The following is a 17,614-nucleotide window of genomic DNA, read 5'->3' on the forward strand; positions in this document are numbered from 1 at the left end:
GGACGGATCTCTTAATCATAAGATTTTAAACGATAGAACTGATGCCAATCCATTCGACTTAGCTGAATGGATTGGCATCTTTTTTACTTTGTAAACCATATATTTGTTCTAAAAAAAAATATCCGATAGAATAGATCTGTAAGCGGAATCACTAAATACAGACATACTATTAACAGGAGGGATTCACATGAATGAAAGAAATCTAACAGTTATTGGTAGTTACAGTACGAGGGAAGAAGCTTTATCAGTGATCGAACAATTGCGTGATGAAGGATACGATCGAGACGATATCATTATCTATACGACAAAAGATGCTGCTCAAAATTTTGGTTTTTCTGGTTTATCAGGAATTGATGTAGAAACGAATGTGGATGAGGTTGAAGGCACGCATGAAGAACGCTCGCTATGGGAACGGATCAAAGATACGTTCACTTCTAACACCTATGAGGAAGATTCGTATACAGAAAAAGCGGATGATTCTGTTAACGATGATCCATTGTATTCATACAAAGAGGATATTGCCGCTGGGAAAATAGTGATTACGGTTAAAGATTACAAAGCGCCAAATGAAGCAGTTGTTGAAAACGATCGGACTCAAAATATGCCCGATCCAACGGATACACTAAATACAAATAATGAAAATATTCAACTCAAAGAAGAACAGTTAGATGTCAATACCCATGACGTGACAACTGGGGAAGTTGATATCCATAAACACGTTGTTAATGATACTAAAACAGTGGAAGTCCCTGTGAAGCGTGAAGAAATCGTTATCGAAAGAAAACCAGTAAATGCTGAAGCAAGCGATAATATTTCAGATGATTCTTTGGAAGACGAAACGATTACAATTCCTCTTAAAGAAGAACAAATTGATGTCAATAAACATACAGTAGTACGTGAAGAGGTAGGTATTCACAAAAAAGAGCATGAAGATATGAAACAAGTGACGGAAGAAGTAAGTCGTGAAGAGTTGGATATTGATACAAAAGGAGACGTTCGAGTAGAAGATACGGATGAAAATACTCGTAAAAATGATCATATATAATAATTGATCGCTAAAATCATCTAACCAGACTCCTTCATTTTTTGAACGGAACATCATGTAAATTGCTAATAAAAAAGACATTTCTGCTTATCTGATCGATGAGAGAAATGTCTTTTTTTCTTTTATTGGATACTATTGTACTGGATTTCAGGATCATCCATAGCGTATTGTTGTTCATTCTCGAAAGATTTAAGTTGTTTCATTGAACGCAAGTAAGAGTATAGTAGAACAGCGACAGATCCTGCCCAAGCAAGTGGTGAAGCAGCTGCAGCACCCGTATAACCAAGTAAACCAGTTAAAATGATTGCTGCAAATGAACGCATGACTAATTCCATCATTCCTGCAAGTGTTGGAATCTTACTTTGACCAAGTCCTTGTAGTGTGTAACGTAAGATAAATAAAATCGCTAAGATCCAATATAAGGAACCATTGATATTGAAGTAAGTTTGAGCTAATTCAAAGACACGAGTCTCTGTCGGTGAAACAAACAACTGCATAAGTGAATGACCGAAGAAAATCACGATCGCACCTGCAACAACACTAAAGCCAATACTCATCATAAGTGTTTGCTTAACACCTTTTAAAATTCGACCATATTCTTTTGCACCATAATTTTGAGCAGTAAATGTTGCAATAGCAATCCCAAAGGACATCATTGGTTGGTTAGCAAATTGGTCAATTCTGCTGGCTGCTGCTTGAGCGGCTACGACATCTGTTCCTAAACTGTTCAACGCAGCTTGAAGGACGATGGCGCCAATGGCGATGATGGATGATTGAAAAGCCATTGGAAGAGCAGCGTTTAAATGAACACGAATCTCTTCTTTATCAAAGTGAAAATCTTTTTTACGTAATTGCAACAAAGGAATTTTTTTCTTGATATAAACTAAACATAGTAGGCTTGAGCAAACTTGGGCAATAACCGTTGCAATTGCTGCGCCTTCGACACCCATTCCAAAAGAAATGATGAAAATCAAATCAAGCACAACGTTGACAACCACTGCAATAATCAAAAAGAAAAGTGGTGTCCGGCTATCTCCAAGCGCGCGAATAACATTTGAAAGCAAGTTAAAACTCATAGATGCGAAAATCCCTAGTAAGATGATTGAAATGAACGTTTGTGCTTGGTCAATAATCTCAACGGGCGTTTGCATCAATTGCAGCATCGGACGAATAAATACTAAACTAAGGACGGTTAATGCAATAGTGACAACCAAACTGATAACAACACTTGCAGCAAAACTTTTCTTAAGACCACGATAATCTTTTGCACCATAACGCTGAGCTGTAATGATCGCTAATCCAGCAGTAAGACCTTGAGCGAAGCCAAGGATTAAAAAGGTCAAACTTCCGGTTGCACCAACAGCAGCCAGCGCATTTTTCCCTAATGTTTGACCAACGATGATCATGTCGACCATGTTGTAAAATTGCTGAAAGACATTACCAATAAGTAAAGGAACGGTGAACATTAAGATTAGTTTAGCTGGACTTCCTTTTGTTAAATCGCGCATTTTTTAAACTCCTTATTGTCTATAAAATTTAGTTAGTAGTATATAGTGTTTATCCTGAGATTACTAGGTAAAAATGAAATAATTTTGATAACTTTCAATGTATTGCAGATTCATTTTCAAAGATATTTTCAATGATGTGCATTATAAAACAAGCCAAGAATTGAATCGCTGAATAAATTCAAAGAATGAAACTCAAAGAATAAATTCAAAGGATCAACTACTTGGCCTGGGCGTACAAATCAAAAGGGACAACGAATGGTTGTGAACCTTAATACTGTCTTATCTCGCTGGGTAAAAGAATGGTTTCTCTAGTACCATCATCATAAGCATATACTTGGCTTGGAAAACTTGATGAATAGTGAAACGGTAAATCGATTCCCATCTCAACATCACTACCAGCTTGCGAAAAATGCATAGTTACTTTTCCATTATTGTCGATTAAATCAAAGGCTAACATATTATCTAAGGGGATGACTCCCTTAAGGTCTAGGTCAATAATAAACCAGATACTATCAATCAGTTCATCTGGTAAACTTGATACAACACCTACAGAGGCATACCGGTTACGACTACTGTCAAAACTTTCAAACATCTGTTTAACCTCCTTCGTTTTATCGAATAGACATGTTTTATTTCTTCATTTAGGATAAACGATTTACTGTAACGATGGTTCATTCTAATAGACTTTTTTTAAAAATGCAACAAAAATCGTGTACTTTTTTTCAAAGTATAAGTTTTTTTTAAGGAGAGAAAAAAACGTGCCAAAAGCGAAGGTTACCAACGCTTTTGACACGAACAAGTCACTTGTTATTCTTCCGTTGAACCAATAACTTCTGGTTCGCTTTCTTCATCAGTAGTTTCAGCTTCCTCAGTTGGAGCTGCTACTGCAGCAATTTGTTCTTCACCATCAGAAACGACTTTATAATCGTTGTTTTCAGGTAGATCGGCTACTGTGATTGCATCGCCTAGATTTAGGTTTGTTACATCAACTTCGATACGTTCTGGTAAGTTGCTTGGTGTAGCAGAGACGATCACAGTGTAAAGGTTTTGTGCTAAGACACCACCAGCTTTTACACCTGCAGCTTCGCCAACAAGAACGATTTCAGTTTCGACTTCAGTTTCTTCTGACATGTTCACAGATAGAAATTCCACATGTTCAAAATGGTTGGTAAAGGTATTCGTTTGGACTTTATGAACCAACGTGTTGACTTTTTTTCCATCAATCGTCATTGTGATTACTGTATTTGCGCCATTTTCACGTAATAATTTACTGAATATTTGTCCATCAATAGCAATCGGAGTACTTTCAACATTGTACCCATAAACAATAGCTGGAACTTTACCTTCATGACGCAATTTATTTCTCAATGAACGGGGACGTACTTCTCTCTTACTTACTTCTAATGATACTGACATAACCAAAATTCCTCCTTAAAATGTGACTGTCGGCAACGTAGACCAACAGATTTTATTTAAGTGAACTTTCGACGGCTATTCTCGTGCACATTATTGGCTAGGGCGCTTAAAAAACGCAAAAAGGTAGATGCGCGCATCTACCTTTAGAAAGTCAGGATTCAACTTTTCTCCACCAGGTCATTACGCTGTGTATGAGAAATCCAATTCACTTTACTCTTTAACCGTAGCGCGAATCTGAATTTAAGTCAAGGAATAACAATGGCTTTCTTATTTGCATCTACTCTCTTTCGGGTTATAATGCTTGTTAGGCTAAGAAAGGAAAGCACCATGCGTTTAGATAAATTAATTGAAGAAACTTTACAAACGACTCGAAAAGAGATGAAGCGTTTATTTGCATCAAAACAAGTTAAAATTGATGGTTGTGTCGAATTTTGCCAAAACCGAAATGTGGATAGTTTGATCCATGAGATCGAAATCTCAGGTAAGCGTTTAACGACAAACGAAGTCTATTACTTATTGAATAAACCGAGTGGTGCTGTGACTGCAGTTAAAGACCGAACAAAAATGACCGTGTTAGACTTGATTGCTTCAGCGGATCGAACGAAGCCGCTCTATCCCGTCGGACGCTTGGATCGTGATACCACAGGACTACTATTACTGACATCGAATGGTCAGTTAGGATATGAAATGTTGCTGCCTGATAAAAAAGTCTTCAAAACTTATGAGGCGCAGATCAATGAACAAGTGACAGCTTCAGATATCGAAGCTTTTCAAGCAGGAATTGTTTTTGAGGGTGGCTATCGTTGTTTACCTGCACAATTAACAATCATGGAAACATCCAAAAACAGCAGTCGAGTACGAGTAACGATACAAGAAGGAAAATTTCATCAGGTAAAAAAGATGTTCCTTGCACGTGGTAAAAAAGTGACAAAGCTAAAGCGACTAATGATGGGACCTTTGCAGTTAGATGAGCAACTTGCTGAAGGTGCCTATCGTTCACTGACATTAACCGAATTAAAGCAATTGAAAATATATTTTAAATAGGAGAGAAAAAAATGAATTATCATACTTTATTATTCGATGTAGACGATACGTTACTTGATTTTCAGATGACAGAAGCAAAAGCATTAAATGAATTATTTGCAGAGCAAGGAATTGAATTGACACCAGAAGTGAGAACAAGTTATAAGGCATTAAATCATCACTTATGGCGTGAATTTGAAAAAGGGAATATGACGAGAGAAGAGGTTACCGGGAGTCGTTTTGGACTACTATTTCAACAATTTGGTAAAACAGTTGATAGTTTAGCTATGGAGAAAAGATACAGACATTACTTGAATCAGGGGCATGATTTGATTGAGGGAAGTCATGAACTGCTTCAGACGTTATCTTCACAAGCGGATCTTTATATTGTGACAAACGGGGTATCGAAAACGCAATATCAACGTTTGACTGATGCGAAAATGTTGGGCTATTTCAAAAAAATTTTTGTTTCAGAAGATGTGGGCGCCCAAAAACCAATGAAAGAATTTTTTGATCATGTCTTTTCACAGATTCCTCAATTTGAAAAAGAAAAAACAGTTATTATTGGCGATTCATTGACCTCAGATATTAAAGGAGGGAACTTGGCAGGAATTGATACGATTTGGTTTAACAAAAATCGGTTGCCGGAAATTCCAGAAATCGTACCGACTTATCGTATTGATTCGTTAGCAGAACTTTATCCTCTTTTGGAAATCGAGAAGCATTAATTTTCAGAAAAATATAGCATTTTCGTGTATTTTCGCTATAATAGATAAGAATGTAAAAACGGATATGAAAGAGGTTTTAGTCAATGACAAAAAGCAAGCCAATTATCATTGGTGTGACGGGTGGATCAGGAAGCGGTAAAACAAGCGTAAGTCGTGCCATTTTCAATAATTTCCCAGACCATTCCATCATGATGCTTGAACAAGATTCTTATTATAAAGATCAAAGCCATTTGAGCTTTGAAGAACGATTGAATACGAATTATGATCATCCCTTTGCCTTTGATAATGATCTGCTGATTCAGCACGTGAAAGAACTACTGAACTATAACGCCATTGAAAAACCAGTTTATGATTATGTTGCACATACAAGAAGTCAAGCAACAATCATCCAAGAGCCTAAAGAAGTAATTATATTAGAAGGCATTTTGATTCTAGAAGATGAAAATCTACGTGACTTGATGGATATCAAAGTATACGTAGATACAGACGATGATATCCGTATCATCCGCAGAATCAAACGAGATATGGAAGAACGTGGCAGAACGTTGGATTCCGTGATCGAACAATATTTGACTGTGGTTAAACCGATGTATCATCAATTCATCGAACCAACTAAGCGTTACGCCGATATCATCGTGCCAGAAGGTGGCGAAAATCACGTAGCGATCGATTTGATTACGACGAAAGTTGCTAGTTTTTTGGATCATAAATAAAACAAAGAAACCAATAGGATAAGTCGAAGAATCATGAAAATAGGAGAAGCTATTTTCGATTCTTCGACTTATTTATCAAGTGAAACGTTTACTTTTGCAACGATTCTTAATGAAAAGTAGCGCTAAAAGGTGGAGAGACTGAAAATGAACAATCACAATCATTTACATAAATATATCCGAATAATCCCGATTATTGGCTTATTGTTCTTTTTGGTGTTAATCATTTATGCTTATCAACATGGGATCTTTCGATCAACCACTTCTTTGCAACGCTTTATCCAACAATTTGGGGAGTATGCAGTAGTGATTTTTATTCTCCTGCAGATCATTCAAGTGATTATCCCAATACTACCTGGAGGAATTTCTTCAGTGGCAGGCTTGTTGATGTTTGGGAATGGCTGGGGATTACTTTATAGCTGTATTGGATTGATTATCGGTGAAGCCATTGGTTTTTTATTGGTTCGTTATTATGGCGTTAGTTTTGTACAACTTATTTTATCGCCCAAAAAGTACCAAAAATTCGACCAATTACTGACACAGAAAACGAAGGATATCAAAAAAGTACTGTGTTTGACCATGTTGATTCCTTTTGCGCCTGATGACTTGGTTTGTCTGGTCGCAGGGTTAACTAAAATATCTTTTAAGGAATATATCCAAATTGTCCTATTATTGAAACCTTGGTCTGTCGGTGCGTATAGTTTGATTATGTTGTATCTGTTCCAGAAAGCACAAGGAAATTTTTAGCAGTAAGAGAGGAAAGAAAAAGAATGTTAGAAAAAGTCAAGGTAACCTCAACTGAAATTGACGAGTTGGTATCAGTGATCAAGGAAGTTTGGCCAGAAGCATTTGTTCCGATCATTGGGCAAGCACAAGTGGACTATATGTTGGCTACCTATCAATCAAAACAACAGATTGAAAAAGAAGTGGCGGAAGGTGTGCAGTATTTTCTCTTAAAAGAGCAAGGGCAAACGGTCGGATATACCGCCTATGAGGTAATAGCATCCAAAATATATTTGAGTAAGTTATACTTAATGAATCAATTCAGAGGGAAGGGATTGACGTCGGCTCTTTTTCAGTGGTACGAAACTATCGCTAGAGAACAAGGAATCAAAGAGATTTTTCTACGTGTCAATCAAGGCAATGCTCAAGCCATCGCCGTTTACCTTCATCAAGGTTTTGAAATGGCTGGTGAACTGATCTCGGATATTGGTCAAGGATTTCAAATGGTCGATTATCAAATGAAAAAAAGACTCGCATAACTTTGGGATATGTGTTAAAGTAACGACATGCGACGGGTCGAGAAGGCCTCTGGTTTACAGATGCGCCTAATTGATTTTGGAGACACAAGATCATGATGTGATCACTTGCCGGAATGCAAGGGTGTCGGGCAAGACTTTTGTGGAGAAGGGCTTGTCTGCTTGAGTTCACAAAAACTCAAGTACCAGTAAGATAGGACATTAGTCAGAAGAGATTCTGGGTAATGTCCTATTTTTTATGGGCAATCTTTCGTGGTTTGTTTTGGCTTGAGTGTTACTATTACTGACAAGAAGACGTGTCGCAATAGGTTATCGCTCGTTATAAGTCGAAATTCTTAGTTGAGAGTATCGGCTAAAATTGGTTTCTACTTATGATTAATGCTAGAATGAATGAAAAATAAGTTTTGTAATTACTCGCTAAGGAGTTTTTTTATGTTCGAGAAAATCAAACAATTTGGTCGTAATTTTACGCAATCAACACCTTTTATTTTAGCTAATACGGTTATATTTATTCCTTATCTTTTATTTCTGAATTTGAGCGATGGGGCTAACTGGGCTTCGATTTTACCGTTTACCTTATTTTATACTTTCCGTATGACGGGATTGTTTTTGATCCGCAGTATTCGTTTAGGTCTAGATAGTTATACATTACTGATGATTGCTCTTTTGATGGGAGGGGCGGGTTCGTTATTAGGGATCTTTGGTGTGCTCTATTTCCCCTTGTTTTATTTGTCTAGTATTTTATTGGGATTTAGTGCAGCTTGGCTACTTCCAGCAAATGTGACTGTTAATTACCATGAAAAGCGACAGGGTTTTACGAATATGACAGGCAAAAAATATATCTTTGCGCTACTATTATTGGTTTTGCTTTTTCGCTCGATCGAGTTGTCAGGTACGACCCAAATCGTTGTGACGTTAGGGCTGTATACATTGTTTTATATCATGGCTTATCACACCATCAGCCATTATCCTAGGTATGAATTGGATTTTAAAGAGATGAAAACAACGATTTTTGTCACGAAAAAATTTGTGCTGTTTCTTGTGTTTTTTGTCTTATTGTTTTTGCTTCGAAATGCACGCTTGCTCGTTGAGCCAGAACTGTTTGATCTTACAATTTATGTTTTTCTCTTTTTATTTGTTTTAGCCGCTTTTTATTTAGGGCGAGGCAAAAAAAATTGGCAGTTTCCAAGTTGGCTCAATCTCATGAATTTTTTGAGTGGAATGGTGGGGAACTTTCTCTTTTTGTTTAGTACATTTTATGTAGGAGTTTTGTATGGATTTGATCATTTAGCCACTTATATGTATCTACCTTATATTGCTGGAATGGTCGTCGCTAAGCTGATTGGTAATCGTATCTTACGTAGTTTCCCCTATCCTCCGGTGATCGTCCAGTTGATCGGACTATCTCTCTCTTTATTGATTTTATTGATCCCGACTGCGTTTGTGATTGGATTGTTTTTCTTAAGTTTTTGTCATGCTGTGATCAGCGGTTGGTTAAATCGTGTGTGTTATGACACTGATACGGATATTCCCATGGATCAACGAGTCATCATTAAATTTACGACACAAAACAAAGGGAGTGTGGTCCATCAGTTTCTCTTGATGGGGCTATTATTAGTTCTTACCCGTTGGCTAGAACTACCTGTTGCAGTGCTGTTACAGTTGACTGACAAGTTAAGAGTTCCTACGATCAGTGTGCAATTAATGGAATACGCTAAGTGGGGGAACATCAGCTGGTTACTCCTTGGTGTGCTGGGTGTTTATCTATTATGGAAACGAGAGGTGCGGCATCATGCGAATACTGATTGATGGAGATGGTTCGCCGGTTAAGGAAGATGTAATTGAAATTGCTGGTTTGTATCAAGTGGAAGTCATGATCGTGACGAGCGTGGCTCATTACACCCATAAAGAATATCCAGCGTATGTTCATTTTGTGTACGTTGATCAAGGCGCAGATAGCGCAGATTACCGCATTGTGGGCTTGATTCGCAAAGGAGATATTCTAATCACACAAGATTATGGGTTAGCTTCTTTAGTTTTACCAAAGAGGGTACGAGTGTTTCATCAAACGGGTAAAGAATTTAGTGCAACAACGATTGACTCCTTGTTAGAACAACGTTACCAAAGTGGAAGGTTGCGCAAAGCAGGTCTGCGGACTAGAGGACCTAAACCTTTTACCCCTCAAGATCATCAAAACTTTAGACAGGCATTAATTCAAGCACTTGAACAAGTCAAGTTATCTTCAAATAATGAGTAGCGACAATAGTTTTGTATTCCCCTCAATTAGTACGATATCTTTGCTTGTATTGTCTTTAAAATGATAAAATAATTAAAGATATTTTATTATCTAATTTTTTTCTAATCTGAGAGGAGAGAGTGGAAAATGAAACATGTAAAAGCATTAATTGTAAAAGCAATCATGATTTGGGCGATTTTATGGATCGTATTAACAGGATTATACGGAGTTAGCTTCATGGATTCGACAATTGTTGGGGTCATTATCGTTGTGATGATTTATGTATTAGGTGATTTACTCATTTTGCGAAAGGTGGGGAATATTGCGGCGACGATCGCAGATGCCGGTTCTTCCGCAGTCATTTTGTGGGTATATCTTTATTTTATGAATGATATGACGAACATCTGGATGAAAGTTTTGATTCCTGCTTTATTAATTGGCATAGGAGAATGGTTCTTCCATAAATGGTTGTTAAATCAAGGGATTGTCCCTGATGAACGAAAGATGGAATAGATGAAAAACAACAATCGAAAAAGAGGCGCAGGCAGCGATGCCGTGCCTTTTTTCTTGATTTAACAAATAAGTTTATCGACTTTTTGAAAAATAAGCTGTTTGATTCTTTTGATTTTGTGCTAAAATATGAAGTAAAAGTGAAAGATATTGGATACGGGAGGACAATCTTTTGAAGATTACTTTACTATATGGTGGACGCAGTGCAGAACATGATGTTTCAGTTCTTTCAGCGTTTTCAGTCTTAAATGCTATTTATTATACGTACTATCAAGTTCAACTGATATTTATCAGCAAAGAAGGTCAATGGGTGAAAGGCCCTTTGTTAACAGAGAAACCAGCGAGCAAAGAAGACTTACATTTGACATGGGACCCAAGCGGAAAAGTGACAGATGGCTTTACGGGAAGAGTGATCAATCCTGGAGAAATCAAAGAAGAAGGAACGATTGTTTTCCCTGTCTTACACGGACCTAATGGTGAAGATGGAACGATTCAAGGATTTTTGGAAACATTGAACTTGCCATATGTCGGCGCTGGCGTTTTAACAAGTGCTTGTGCAATGGATAAGATCATGACCAAATACATTTTGCAAGCGGCAGGGGTGCCACAAGTTCCTTATGTCCCTGTTTTGAAAAATCAATGGAAAGAAAATCCTAAAAAAATCTTTGATCAATGTGAAGGGTCTTTGCTTTACCCAATGTTTGTCAAACCAGCAAATATGGGTTCAAGTGTAGGGATCTCTAAAGCGGAGAACCGTGAAGAGCTGCAAAATGCGCTTGCATTAGCTTATCAATATGATTCTCGTGCGATCGTTGAGCAAGGGATCGAAGCACGTGAAATTGAAGTAGCTGTTTTAGGGAATGAAGACGTGCGTACCACATTACCTGGTGAAGTAGTCAAAGATGTTGCATTCTATGATTATGATGCGAAATACATCAACAATAAGATTGAAATGCAAATCCCAGCTGAAGTACCGGAAGAGGTCTATCAAAAAGCGCAGGAATATGCAAAAATTGCGTATACAATGCTAGGTGGGAGTGGCTTGAGCCGTTGTGATTTCTTCTTGACGAATAAAAATGAACTATTCCTAAATGAGTTAAATACAATGCCTGGATTCACGCAATTTAGCATGTATCCATTATTGTGGGAAAACATGGGCTTGAAGTATGGCGATTTGATCGAAGAATTGATTCAATTAGGAATCAATCGTTTTAATCAACGACAAGGTTTTTTTGAAGCAAACGAATAGACAATTAAAAATAGAAGCTGGAGCGAATGTCATTCACATTTGTTCCGGCTTCTAAATGCGAAAAGGCGGGTTTTTTATGAAACTAACAGTACAAGAAATCGCTCAAGCTGTAGGAAGCGTAATGAATGATTTAACGGAAATCACAGGTGTGGAGTTCGATAGTCGCAAGATTGAAAAAGGTGGGTTGTTCGTGCCGCTAAAAGGAGCAAGAGATGGACACGAATTTATCCAACAAGCCATGGATAATGGAGCGGTTGCTACTTTTTGGAGTCTGGAACCTACCAAAGCACCTAGTGGGATTCGAGTGATTCTTGTGGATGATCCACTAAAAGCAATGCAAGATCTGGCGAAGTACTACCTAGCGAAAGTTGGGGCTGAAGTGGTGGCAATTACGGGAAGTAATGGGAAAACAACGACAAAAGATTTGACTGCTTCAGTTTTAGCTCAAAAGTACAAAACCTATAAAACACAAGGAAATTACAACAATAATATTGGATTGCCTTATACGATTTTGCACATGCCGATGGATACCGAAAAAATCGTTTTAGAAATGGGGATGGATCATGCCAGAGAGATCACTGAGCTTTCTTTGATTGCCCGACCTAAAGTAGCGGCTATTACGATGATTGGTGAAGCACATATTGAAAACCTTGGCTCACGAGCAGGAATCGCGCAAGCAAAAATGGAGATTGTTGATGGTTTGAGAGAAGATGGGCTGTTGATTATCCCAGAAGAAGAACCATTATTGAAACCTTTGACTGAAAGTTTGACCCAAAAAATTGAAACGTTTGGATTAAATACAGGGGAGCTACAGGCGGAGGTAACGAGTGAAGAGAAAACAGCCACACATTTTATCATCAATGATGAATCGTTCATGATTCCTCTTCCTGGAAGTTATAATGTCACCAATGCGTTGATTGCTTATGCTGTCGGGCAATTTTTTGGTCTGCCAAAGGAAGCCATCCGTCTAGGTTTAGCAAGTGTCACAGTGACGCAAAATCGTACGGAGTGGCTAAGTGCTGGAAATGGTGCGGGGATTCTAAGTGATGTCTATAATGCGAATCCTACAGCAATGGGATTGGTCTTAGATACTTTTGCCAACTTACCAACAAAAGGGAGAAGACTTGCTGTACTTGCGGACATGCTGGAATTAGGACCAGATGCTTTGAAGATGCACGCAAGTATGGCTGAACATCTTGATCCAGCTGATTTTGCGGGAGTCTATTTATATGGGTCCCAAATGAAAGCATTATATGAAAAGTTGAACGAAAAGTATCCAGATTTATACGTACAATATTTTGAAACAGATAAAGAACAACTCATTGCAACGGTGAAAGAAGAAATACGTCCGGAAGATAGCATCGTTTTAAAAGGAAGCAATGGAATGGGATTGATTGATGTCGTTAAACAATTGCAAGGAATGAAATAATAAACTGCAAACTTGCAGAAAATAAGAAATTATGCTAGAATAACCTATTGCCGAAAGATGAAGAGAAATTGGACTGGTTCTTTCGTTTATGTAAATTGCTAGAGCCAGATGTCATAACAATGATAAAGCTGAACGCGACCCGTTTGGCTTTTCTAATGCCTAAACTTCGCAAAGTGATTTTTCGGTGGTGCCACAGGGGCTAAGAATGAGTAAAAACGTACGTGGCCACTGTCAAAAAGAACCAAACACTTTGACCGAACAATCGACGGGGTAGCAAAAATTAAGCTACATCCTCAGTTAACAACCATATAGGAGGATTCATTTGAAATTTAAAGAATTAGAATTATCACCAGAATTATTGAAATCAGTAGAGCGTGCTGGTTTTGAAGAAGCAACACCGATCCAGTCAGAAACAATCCCTTTAGCATTGTCTGGAAAAGATGTGATTGGACAAGCACAAACAGGGACTGGTAAGACGGCTGCTTTTGGTTTGCCGATGTTAGAAAAAATCGACACTAATCGCCACGAATTGCAAGGGTTAGTCATTGCACCGACACGTGAATTAGCGATCCAAACACAAGAAGAGCTTTATCGTCTTGGTCGTGATAAAAGAGTACGTGTACAAGCTGTTTACGGAGGCGCTGATATCGGTCGCCAAATCCGTGGATTGAAAGATCGTCCACATATTGTCGTAGGAACACCTGGACGTATGCTGGATCACATCAACCGCCACACATTGAAATTAGGAACAGTGGAAACATTAGTTCTAGATGAAGCAGATGAAATGTTGAACATGGGCTTTTTGGAAGATATTGAAAGTATTATTTCAAAAGTACCTGAAGAACGCCAAACATTATTATTCTCAGCAACAATGCCACCTGCAATCAAAAATATCGGCGTGAAATTCATGAAATCACCAACACACGTGAAGATCAAAGCGAAAGAAATGACAGCTGACTTAATCGATCAATATTATGTTCGAGCAAAAGAATACGAAAAATTCGATATCATGACACGTTTGTTCGATGTCCAAACACCAGAACTTACGATTGTTTTTGGTCGTACAAAACGACGTGTTGATGAATTGGCACGTGGATTAGAAGCTCGCGGTTATCGTGCAGAAGGAATCCATGGGGACCTTTCACAACAAAAACGAATGAGTGTTTTACGTTCATTTAAAAATGGTCATTTAGATATTTTAGTTGCTACGGATGTAGCTGCACGTGGTTTGGATATTTCAGGCGTGACTCACGTCTACAACTATGACATTCCACAAGATCCAGAAAGTTATGTTCACCGTATCGGACGTACAGGTCGTGCGGGTAAAGGCGGGATGTCAGTGACATTCGTTACGCCAAACGAAATGAGTTACCTACATGTTATTGAGAACTTAACGAAAAAACGGATGGCTACTCTACGTCCGCCAACTGAAAAAGAAGCATTCAAGGGACAACTAGGTGCTGCAGTGGAACAAATCGAAGCTAAGCTTGAAGAAAACGGCTTAGACAAGTATTTGCAAACAGCAGATAAATTGCTTGAAGAGTATTCTGCACAAGATTTAGTAGCTTTGTTACTAAAAACGACTGCGAAGGATCCTTCTGATGCAATACCAGTTAAAATCACTCCAGAACGTCCATTGCCAATGCAGAAAAAAGGCTATAATAAAAATGGCAAACGTGGCGGCGGAAATAACCGTAATCGACGCGATAATAACAACTACCGTGGCAACAAATCAAAAGGTGGCTACAGTAAAAATAATAACCATCAAAAAGATGGCGGTAAGCGTCAAAACGATAAAAAACGTGGATTTGTGATCCGTACAAATAACGATTAATAATAAATGATAAGCTTCTCTTTTTTAAGAGGAGCTTTCTTTTTAGTTATTTATGGACATATTGGTGGTAAAATACCGAGAATTTGGTAGAATGAGAGTGTTCTAAAATTTTTGAAAAGAGTAGAGTCTATGATTAAAGGAATTGGGATTGATGCAGTTGAGTTACCAAGGATTGCAAAGATCATCAAAGAAAAACAAAATTTTATCGACCGAGTGTTGACGCCAAATGAAATCGAGCAATTTCAAATCCTGCCTTTTCACCGACAAGTAGAATTTCTCGGAGGGCGTTACGCTTGCAAAGAAGCTTTTTCAAAAGCGTGGGGAACTGGTATTGGTAAGGTGACGTTTCAAGAAATTGAAATTTTAAAAAATGATGCAGGACAACCTGTAGTCACAAAATCACCTCATTCAGGTACTTGTTTTGTTAGTATCACGCATACGGATGAATTAGCGTTTGCACAAATTATTTTAGAAGATTAGAAAGAAGGAAAAATCATGGTTGTCGCTTGGCACCGACCTACAAGAGTCATTATACATACAAAAGCTATTACTGAAAATGTCAAAAAAGAATTAGCTAGATTACCAAAAGGAAAAGAGCTATTTGCTGTAGTCAAAGCAAATGGTTACGGGCACGGAGCAGTCCAGACAGCAGAAGCTGCACTGGCTGGAGGTGCTACTGGATTTTGTGTGTCTAATCTAGACGAAGGGATTGAATTGCGGGAAGCGGGATTCACACAACCTATTTTAGTGTTGAATATGATTCCCATTGACGCATTGACTTTAGCGGTTGTCCATGATTTATCGATCACTGTAGGAAACAAAGAATGGTTAGAACAGGCTGTTGAATATCTGCAAGAAAGAAAGCTGAAACATGCGTTAGCACTTCATTTGAAAGTTGATACCGGCATGGGACGGATTGGTTTTTTGACACCTGAAGAAGTCGTAGAGGCAGTTTCATTTATTCAAGAAAGTGCTGTATTGGAATGGGAAGGGATTTTCACCCATTTCTCAACGGCTGATCAAGCGGATGAAACGTATTGGCAACAGCAACATCAACGTTTTATAGAGACAATCGATGCATTGCCTGCTTTACCTAAGTATGTTCATGTAAGTAATAGTGCTACTGCTTTATGGCATGATGAAAAAATTGGTAACATGATTCGTTTTGGTGTAGCAATGTATGGGTTAAATCCTTCAGGGCATGCACTGCCAGAACCGTATCCATTGGAACCCGCACTAGAGTTAGTTTCCGAGTTGATCCAAGTGAAACGTTTGGCTAAAGGTGAAGGCATCGGCTACGGGGAAACCTATATTACCGATCAACCAGAGTGGATCGGGACGATCCCGATTGGCTATGCGGATGGCTGGTTACGAAACATGCAAGGCTTTTCCGTCCTAGTGGATGGAAATTTATGTGAAATTGTCGGACGTGTGTGTATGGATCAAATTATGATCCGTTTACCTCAGGAAGTTCCACTGGGAACAAAGGTTACTTTGATTGGTAAAAATCAGGAAAAAGAGATATCGATGCAAGCAGTAGCGGATCAATTAGGTACGATCCACTATGAGGTAGCCTGTGTACTAGGAACGCGCATTCCTAGAGAATATGAAGAGTAAGGAGAATCCTATGGTAAAAAGAGGAGACATTTATTTTGCTGACCTTTCTCCAGTCGTGGGTTCAGAACAAGGCGGGACACGACCTGTCTTAGTTATTCAAAATAATTTAGGAAATCATTTTAGTCCAACGATTATTGTGGCGGCCATTACTGCCAAAATGGCCAAACCTAAATTGCCTACGCATATTGGAATAAAAGCAACTGGTACTGGAATCGAACGTGACTCTGTCATTTTACTTGAACAGATCAGAACAATTGATAAATCAAGATTAAAAGAAAAAGTTTGTCATTTAGATCGAGGAATTATGTCAGAAGTCGATCATGCACTTAAAATCAGTGTAGGTATCGAAGCATTGACCCCTGTCGCTAAATAAGCACATTATGCCTTTACATATAAAAGGAACAAGCTAATTATCTTGAATGTCAATCAACAAAGGTTATAAGAGAAATCGTTGGATCTGAGCGTTAATGATGTCAATCGCTATACGGTCGTTTCTGACTCTTAATAAAAAATGCTGGATAATGATAAGAAAAAAGTTGAGTCAGCATTGTTCAACTTATAAAAAAGCCGTAAGGACCAAAAATAGTTTTCCTATCTTTAGTCCTTACGGCTTTTTTTATATGTGTTTGATTAGTTTATCTTATTCAGAGAGTGACTGCTATTTTGCCAGAATATCTTTCGTCTGTCTAATACTAATTACCAACTAGCTTTTTTGACACCAGGGATCAGTCCTTGATGAGCTAGTTCGCGAAATTTCACACGAGACATGCCGAATTTTCGCATATATCCGCGAGGACGTCCATCGATCAAGTCACGGTTTTTCAAACGCTCAGGGCGTGCATCTAAAGGTAATTGACGTAAGGCTTCATAATCTTTATTCGCTTTTAACTCTTGTCGTAAATCAGCATAGCGGGCAATCATTTCTTGTTGTTTTCTAGCTTTTGCAATTTTTGATTTTTTTGCCATATTTTCCTCCAATAATCTCTTTAATTTTTCAAATCGTAAAAATTACGGTTTAGTGTAGATACCTTAACATAGTGTGAGAAATAA

19 protein-coding genes are annotated in these 17,614 nt (G+C 38.1%); 15 read left to right on the forward strand and 4 right to left on the reverse strand.

Going from position 1 to position 17,614, the window contains the following annotated elements; translation table 11 throughout:
• The first annotated feature begins 187 nt into the window (after positions 1-187).
• On the forward strand, positions 188-1,045 hold the full coding sequence (locus AB3I12_RS03090; RefSeq protein WP_063626436.1) for a DUF2382 domain-containing protein: 858 nt from the start codon (positions 188-190) through the stop codon (positions 1,043-1,045).
• Between the two features lie 122 nt (positions 1,046-1,167).
• Here the strand turns inward: AB3I12_RS03090 and AB3I12_RS03095 are convergent, their stop codons facing one another.
• The 3 genes from AB3I12_RS03095 to AB3I12_RS03105 all read right to left on the reverse strand — a co-directional run bounded on the left by AB3I12_RS03095 (position 1,168) and on the right by AB3I12_RS03105 (position 3,969).
• Positions 1,168-2,553, reverse strand: a complete 1,386-nt coding sequence (locus tag AB3I12_RS03095; RefSeq protein WP_063626437.1) for an MATE family efflux transporter — start codon at positions 2,551-2,553, stop codon at positions 1,168-1,170.
• Between the two features lie 268 nt (positions 2,554-2,821).
• Entirely contained in the window at positions 2,822-3,145 is a 324-nt protein-coding gene (locus tag AB3I12_RS03100; RefSeq protein ID WP_010720345.1) for a DUF960 domain-containing protein, read from the reverse strand.
• Positions 3,146-3,360: 215 nt separating this feature from the next.
• Positions 3,361-3,969, reverse strand: coding sequence for a 50S ribosomal protein L25/general stress protein Ctc (locus AB3I12_RS03105; RefSeq protein ID WP_010736853.1), 609 nt, complete (start codon positions 3,967-3,969; stop codon positions 3,361-3,363).
• A 327-nt stretch (positions 3,970-4,296) separates the two neighbouring features.
• Here AB3I12_RS03105 and AB3I12_RS03110 point away from each other — a divergent pair, with 327 nt between their 5' ends.
• From AB3I12_RS03110 to AB3I12_RS03175, 14 genes are all read left to right on the forward strand, one after another.
• The gene (locus AB3I12_RS03110) at positions 4,297-5,013 is read left to right on the forward strand and encodes a 16S rRNA pseudouridine(516) synthase (RefSeq protein WP_063626438.1); all 717 of its coding nucleotides are present in this window, start codon (positions 4,297-4,299) and stop codon (positions 5,011-5,013) included.
• A gap of 11 nt (positions 5,014-5,024) precedes the next feature.
• Positions 5,025-5,720: a YjjG family noncanonical pyrimidine nucleotidase gene (locus tag AB3I12_RS03115; protein WP_063626439.1), complete on the forward strand. Its 696-nt coding sequence runs from the start codon at positions 5,025-5,027 to the stop codon at positions 5,718-5,720.
• Positions 5,721-5,803: 83 nt separating this feature from the next.
• Positions 5,804-6,433, forward strand: coding sequence for a uridine kinase (udk, locus tag AB3I12_RS03120; protein WP_010720341.1), 630 nt, complete (start codon positions 5,804-5,806; stop codon positions 6,431-6,433).
• A 144-nt stretch (positions 6,434-6,577) separates the two neighbouring features.
• Positions 6,578-7,177: a TVP38/TMEM64 family protein gene (locus tag AB3I12_RS03125; RefSeq protein WP_010736855.1), complete on the forward strand. Its 600-nt coding sequence runs from the start codon at positions 6,578-6,580 to the stop codon at positions 7,175-7,177.
• 23 nt (positions 7,178-7,200) lie between these two features.
• Positions 7,201-7,692 (forward strand): GNAT family N-acetyltransferase, encoded by a 492-nt coding sequence (locus tag AB3I12_RS03130; protein ID WP_010736856.1) that lies wholly within the window; start codon positions 7,201-7,203, stop codon positions 7,690-7,692.
• A gap of 429 nt (positions 7,693-8,121) precedes the next feature.
• Positions 8,122-9,498: a hypothetical protein gene (locus tag AB3I12_RS03135; RefSeq protein WP_063626440.1), complete on the forward strand. Its 1,377-nt coding sequence runs from the start codon at positions 8,122-8,124 to the stop codon at positions 9,496-9,498.
• Positions 9,482-9,946, forward strand: coding sequence for a YaiI/YqxD family protein (locus AB3I12_RS03140; protein WP_063627683.1), 465 nt, complete (start codon positions 9,482-9,484; stop codon positions 9,944-9,946). Before AB3I12_RS03135 ends, AB3I12_RS03140 begins: the two co-directional genes overlap by 17 nt.
• A 126-nt stretch (positions 9,947-10,072) precedes the next feature.
• Positions 10,073-10,438 (forward strand): DUF2512 family protein, encoded by a 366-nt coding sequence (locus tag AB3I12_RS03145; protein ID WP_034698720.1) that lies wholly within the window; start codon positions 10,073-10,075, stop codon positions 10,436-10,438.
• Between the two features lie 169 nt (positions 10,439-10,607).
• Positions 10,608-11,684, forward strand: coding sequence for a D-alanine--D-alanine ligase (locus AB3I12_RS03150; protein ID WP_010720335.1), 1,077 nt, complete (start codon positions 10,608-10,610; stop codon positions 11,682-11,684).
• A 76-nt stretch (positions 11,685-11,760) separates the two neighbouring features.
• Complete coding sequence (murF, locus tag AB3I12_RS03155; protein WP_063626441.1) at positions 11,761-13,113, forward strand: UDP-N-acetylmuramoyl-tripeptide--D-alanyl-D-alanine ligase; 1,353 nt, start codon at positions 11,761-11,763, stop codon at positions 13,111-13,113.
• Between the two features lie 322 nt (positions 13,114-13,435).
• Positions 13,436-14,947, forward strand: coding sequence for a DEAD/DEAH box helicase (locus AB3I12_RS03160; protein WP_010720333.1), 1,512 nt, complete (start codon positions 13,436-13,438; stop codon positions 14,945-14,947).
• A 129-nt stretch (positions 14,948-15,076) separates the two neighbouring features.
• Positions 15,077-15,427 carry a holo-ACP synthase gene (gene acpS / locus AB3I12_RS03165; RefSeq protein ID WP_010720332.1) on the forward strand — a complete coding sequence of 117 codons (351 nt, stop codon included), beginning with the start codon at positions 15,077-15,079 and terminating at the stop codon, positions 15,425-15,427.
• A 15-nt stretch (positions 15,428-15,442) separates the two neighbouring features.
• Entirely contained in the window at positions 15,443-16,564 is a 1,122-nt protein-coding gene (alr, locus tag AB3I12_RS03170) for an alanine racemase (RefSeq protein ID WP_010720331.1), read from the forward strand.
• 10 nt (positions 16,565-16,574) lie between these two features.
• Positions 16,575-16,937, forward strand: a complete 363-nt coding sequence (locus tag AB3I12_RS03175; RefSeq protein ID WP_010720330.1) for a type II toxin-antitoxin system PemK/MazF family toxin — start codon at positions 16,575-16,577, stop codon at positions 16,935-16,937.
• A gap of 323 nt (positions 16,938-17,260) precedes the next feature.
• Here the strand turns inward: AB3I12_RS03175 and rpsN are convergent, their stop codons facing one another.
• Positions 17,261-17,530 carry a 30S ribosomal protein S14 gene (gene rpsN, locus AB3I12_RS03180; protein WP_010736862.1) on the reverse strand — a complete coding sequence of 90 codons (270 nt, stop codon included), beginning with the start codon at positions 17,528-17,530 and terminating at the stop codon, positions 17,261-17,263.
• Between the last annotated feature and the right edge of the window lie 84 nt (positions 17,531-17,614).

The sequence above is a fragment of the Enterococcus sp. C65 genome (assembly GCF_040887165.1).
In the GTDB taxonomy this organism is placed as follows: Bacteria; Bacillota; Bacilli; order Lactobacillales; family Enterococcaceae; genus Enterococcus_B; species Enterococcus_B hirae.

What these genes read in the sequence shown, in the direction of transcription:
- AB3I12_RS03125 (WP_010736855.1), top strand. Translation starts at nt 6,578, where the DNA reads ATGAACAATCACAATCATTTACATAAATATATCCGAATAATCCCGATT.
- murF (WP_063626441.1), top strand. Translation starts at nt 11,761, where the DNA reads ATGAAACTAACAGTACAAGAAATCGCTCAAGCTGTAGGAAGCGTAATG.
- AB3I12_RS03105 (WP_010736853.1), bottom strand. Translation starts at nt 3,969, where the DNA reads ATGTCAGTATCATTAGAAGTAAGTAAGAGAGAAGTACGTCCCCGTTCA.
- AB3I12_RS03135 (WP_063626440.1), top strand. Translation starts at nt 8,122, where the DNA reads ATGTTCGAGAAAATCAAACAATTTGGTCGTAATTTTACGCAATCAACA.
- AB3I12_RS03130 (WP_010736856.1), top strand. Translation starts at nt 7,201, where the DNA reads ATGTTAGAAAAAGTCAAGGTAACCTCAACTGAAATTGACGAGTTGGTA.
- udk (WP_010720341.1), top strand. Translation starts at nt 5,804, where the DNA reads ATGACAAAAAGCAAGCCAATTATCATTGGTGTGACGGGTGGATCAGGA.
- AB3I12_RS03140 (WP_063627683.1), top strand. Translation starts at nt 9,482, where the DNA reads ATGCGAATACTGATTGATGGAGATGGTTCGCCGGTTAAGGAAGATGTA.
- AB3I12_RS03100 (WP_010720345.1), bottom strand. Translation starts at nt 3,145, where the DNA reads ATGTTTGAAAGTTTTGACAGTAGTCGTAACCGGTATGCCTCTGTAGGT.
- AB3I12_RS03110 (WP_063626438.1), top strand. Translation starts at nt 4,297, where the DNA reads ATGCGTTTAGATAAATTAATTGAAGAAACTTTACAAACGACTCGAAAA.
- rpsN (WP_010736862.1), bottom strand. Translation starts at nt 17,530, where the DNA reads ATGGCAAAAAAATCAAAAATTGCAAAAGCTAGAAAACAACAAGAAATG.
- AB3I12_RS03115 (WP_063626439.1), top strand. Translation starts at nt 5,025, where the DNA reads ATGAATTATCATACTTTATTATTCGATGTAGACGATACGTTACTTGAT.
- AB3I12_RS03145 (WP_034698720.1), top strand. Translation starts at nt 10,073, where the DNA reads ATGAAACATGTAAAAGCATTAATTGTAAAAGCAATCATGATTTGGGCG.
- AB3I12_RS03090 (WP_063626436.1), top strand. Translation starts at nt 188, where the DNA reads ATGAATGAAAGAAATCTAACAGTTATTGGTAGTTACAGTACGAGGGAA.
- acpS (WP_010720332.1), top strand. Translation starts at nt 15,077, where the DNA reads ATGATTAAAGGAATTGGGATTGATGCAGTTGAGTTACCAAGGATTGCA.
- alr (WP_010720331.1), top strand. Translation starts at nt 15,443, where the DNA reads ATGGTTGTCGCTTGGCACCGACCTACAAGAGTCATTATACATACAAAA.
- AB3I12_RS03175 (WP_010720330.1), top strand. Translation starts at nt 16,575, where the DNA reads ATGGTAAAAAGAGGAGACATTTATTTTGCTGACCTTTCTCCAGTCGTG.
- AB3I12_RS03095 (WP_063626437.1), bottom strand. Translation starts at nt 2,553, where the DNA reads ATGCGCGATTTAACAAAAGGAAGTCCAGCTAAACTAATCTTAATGTTC.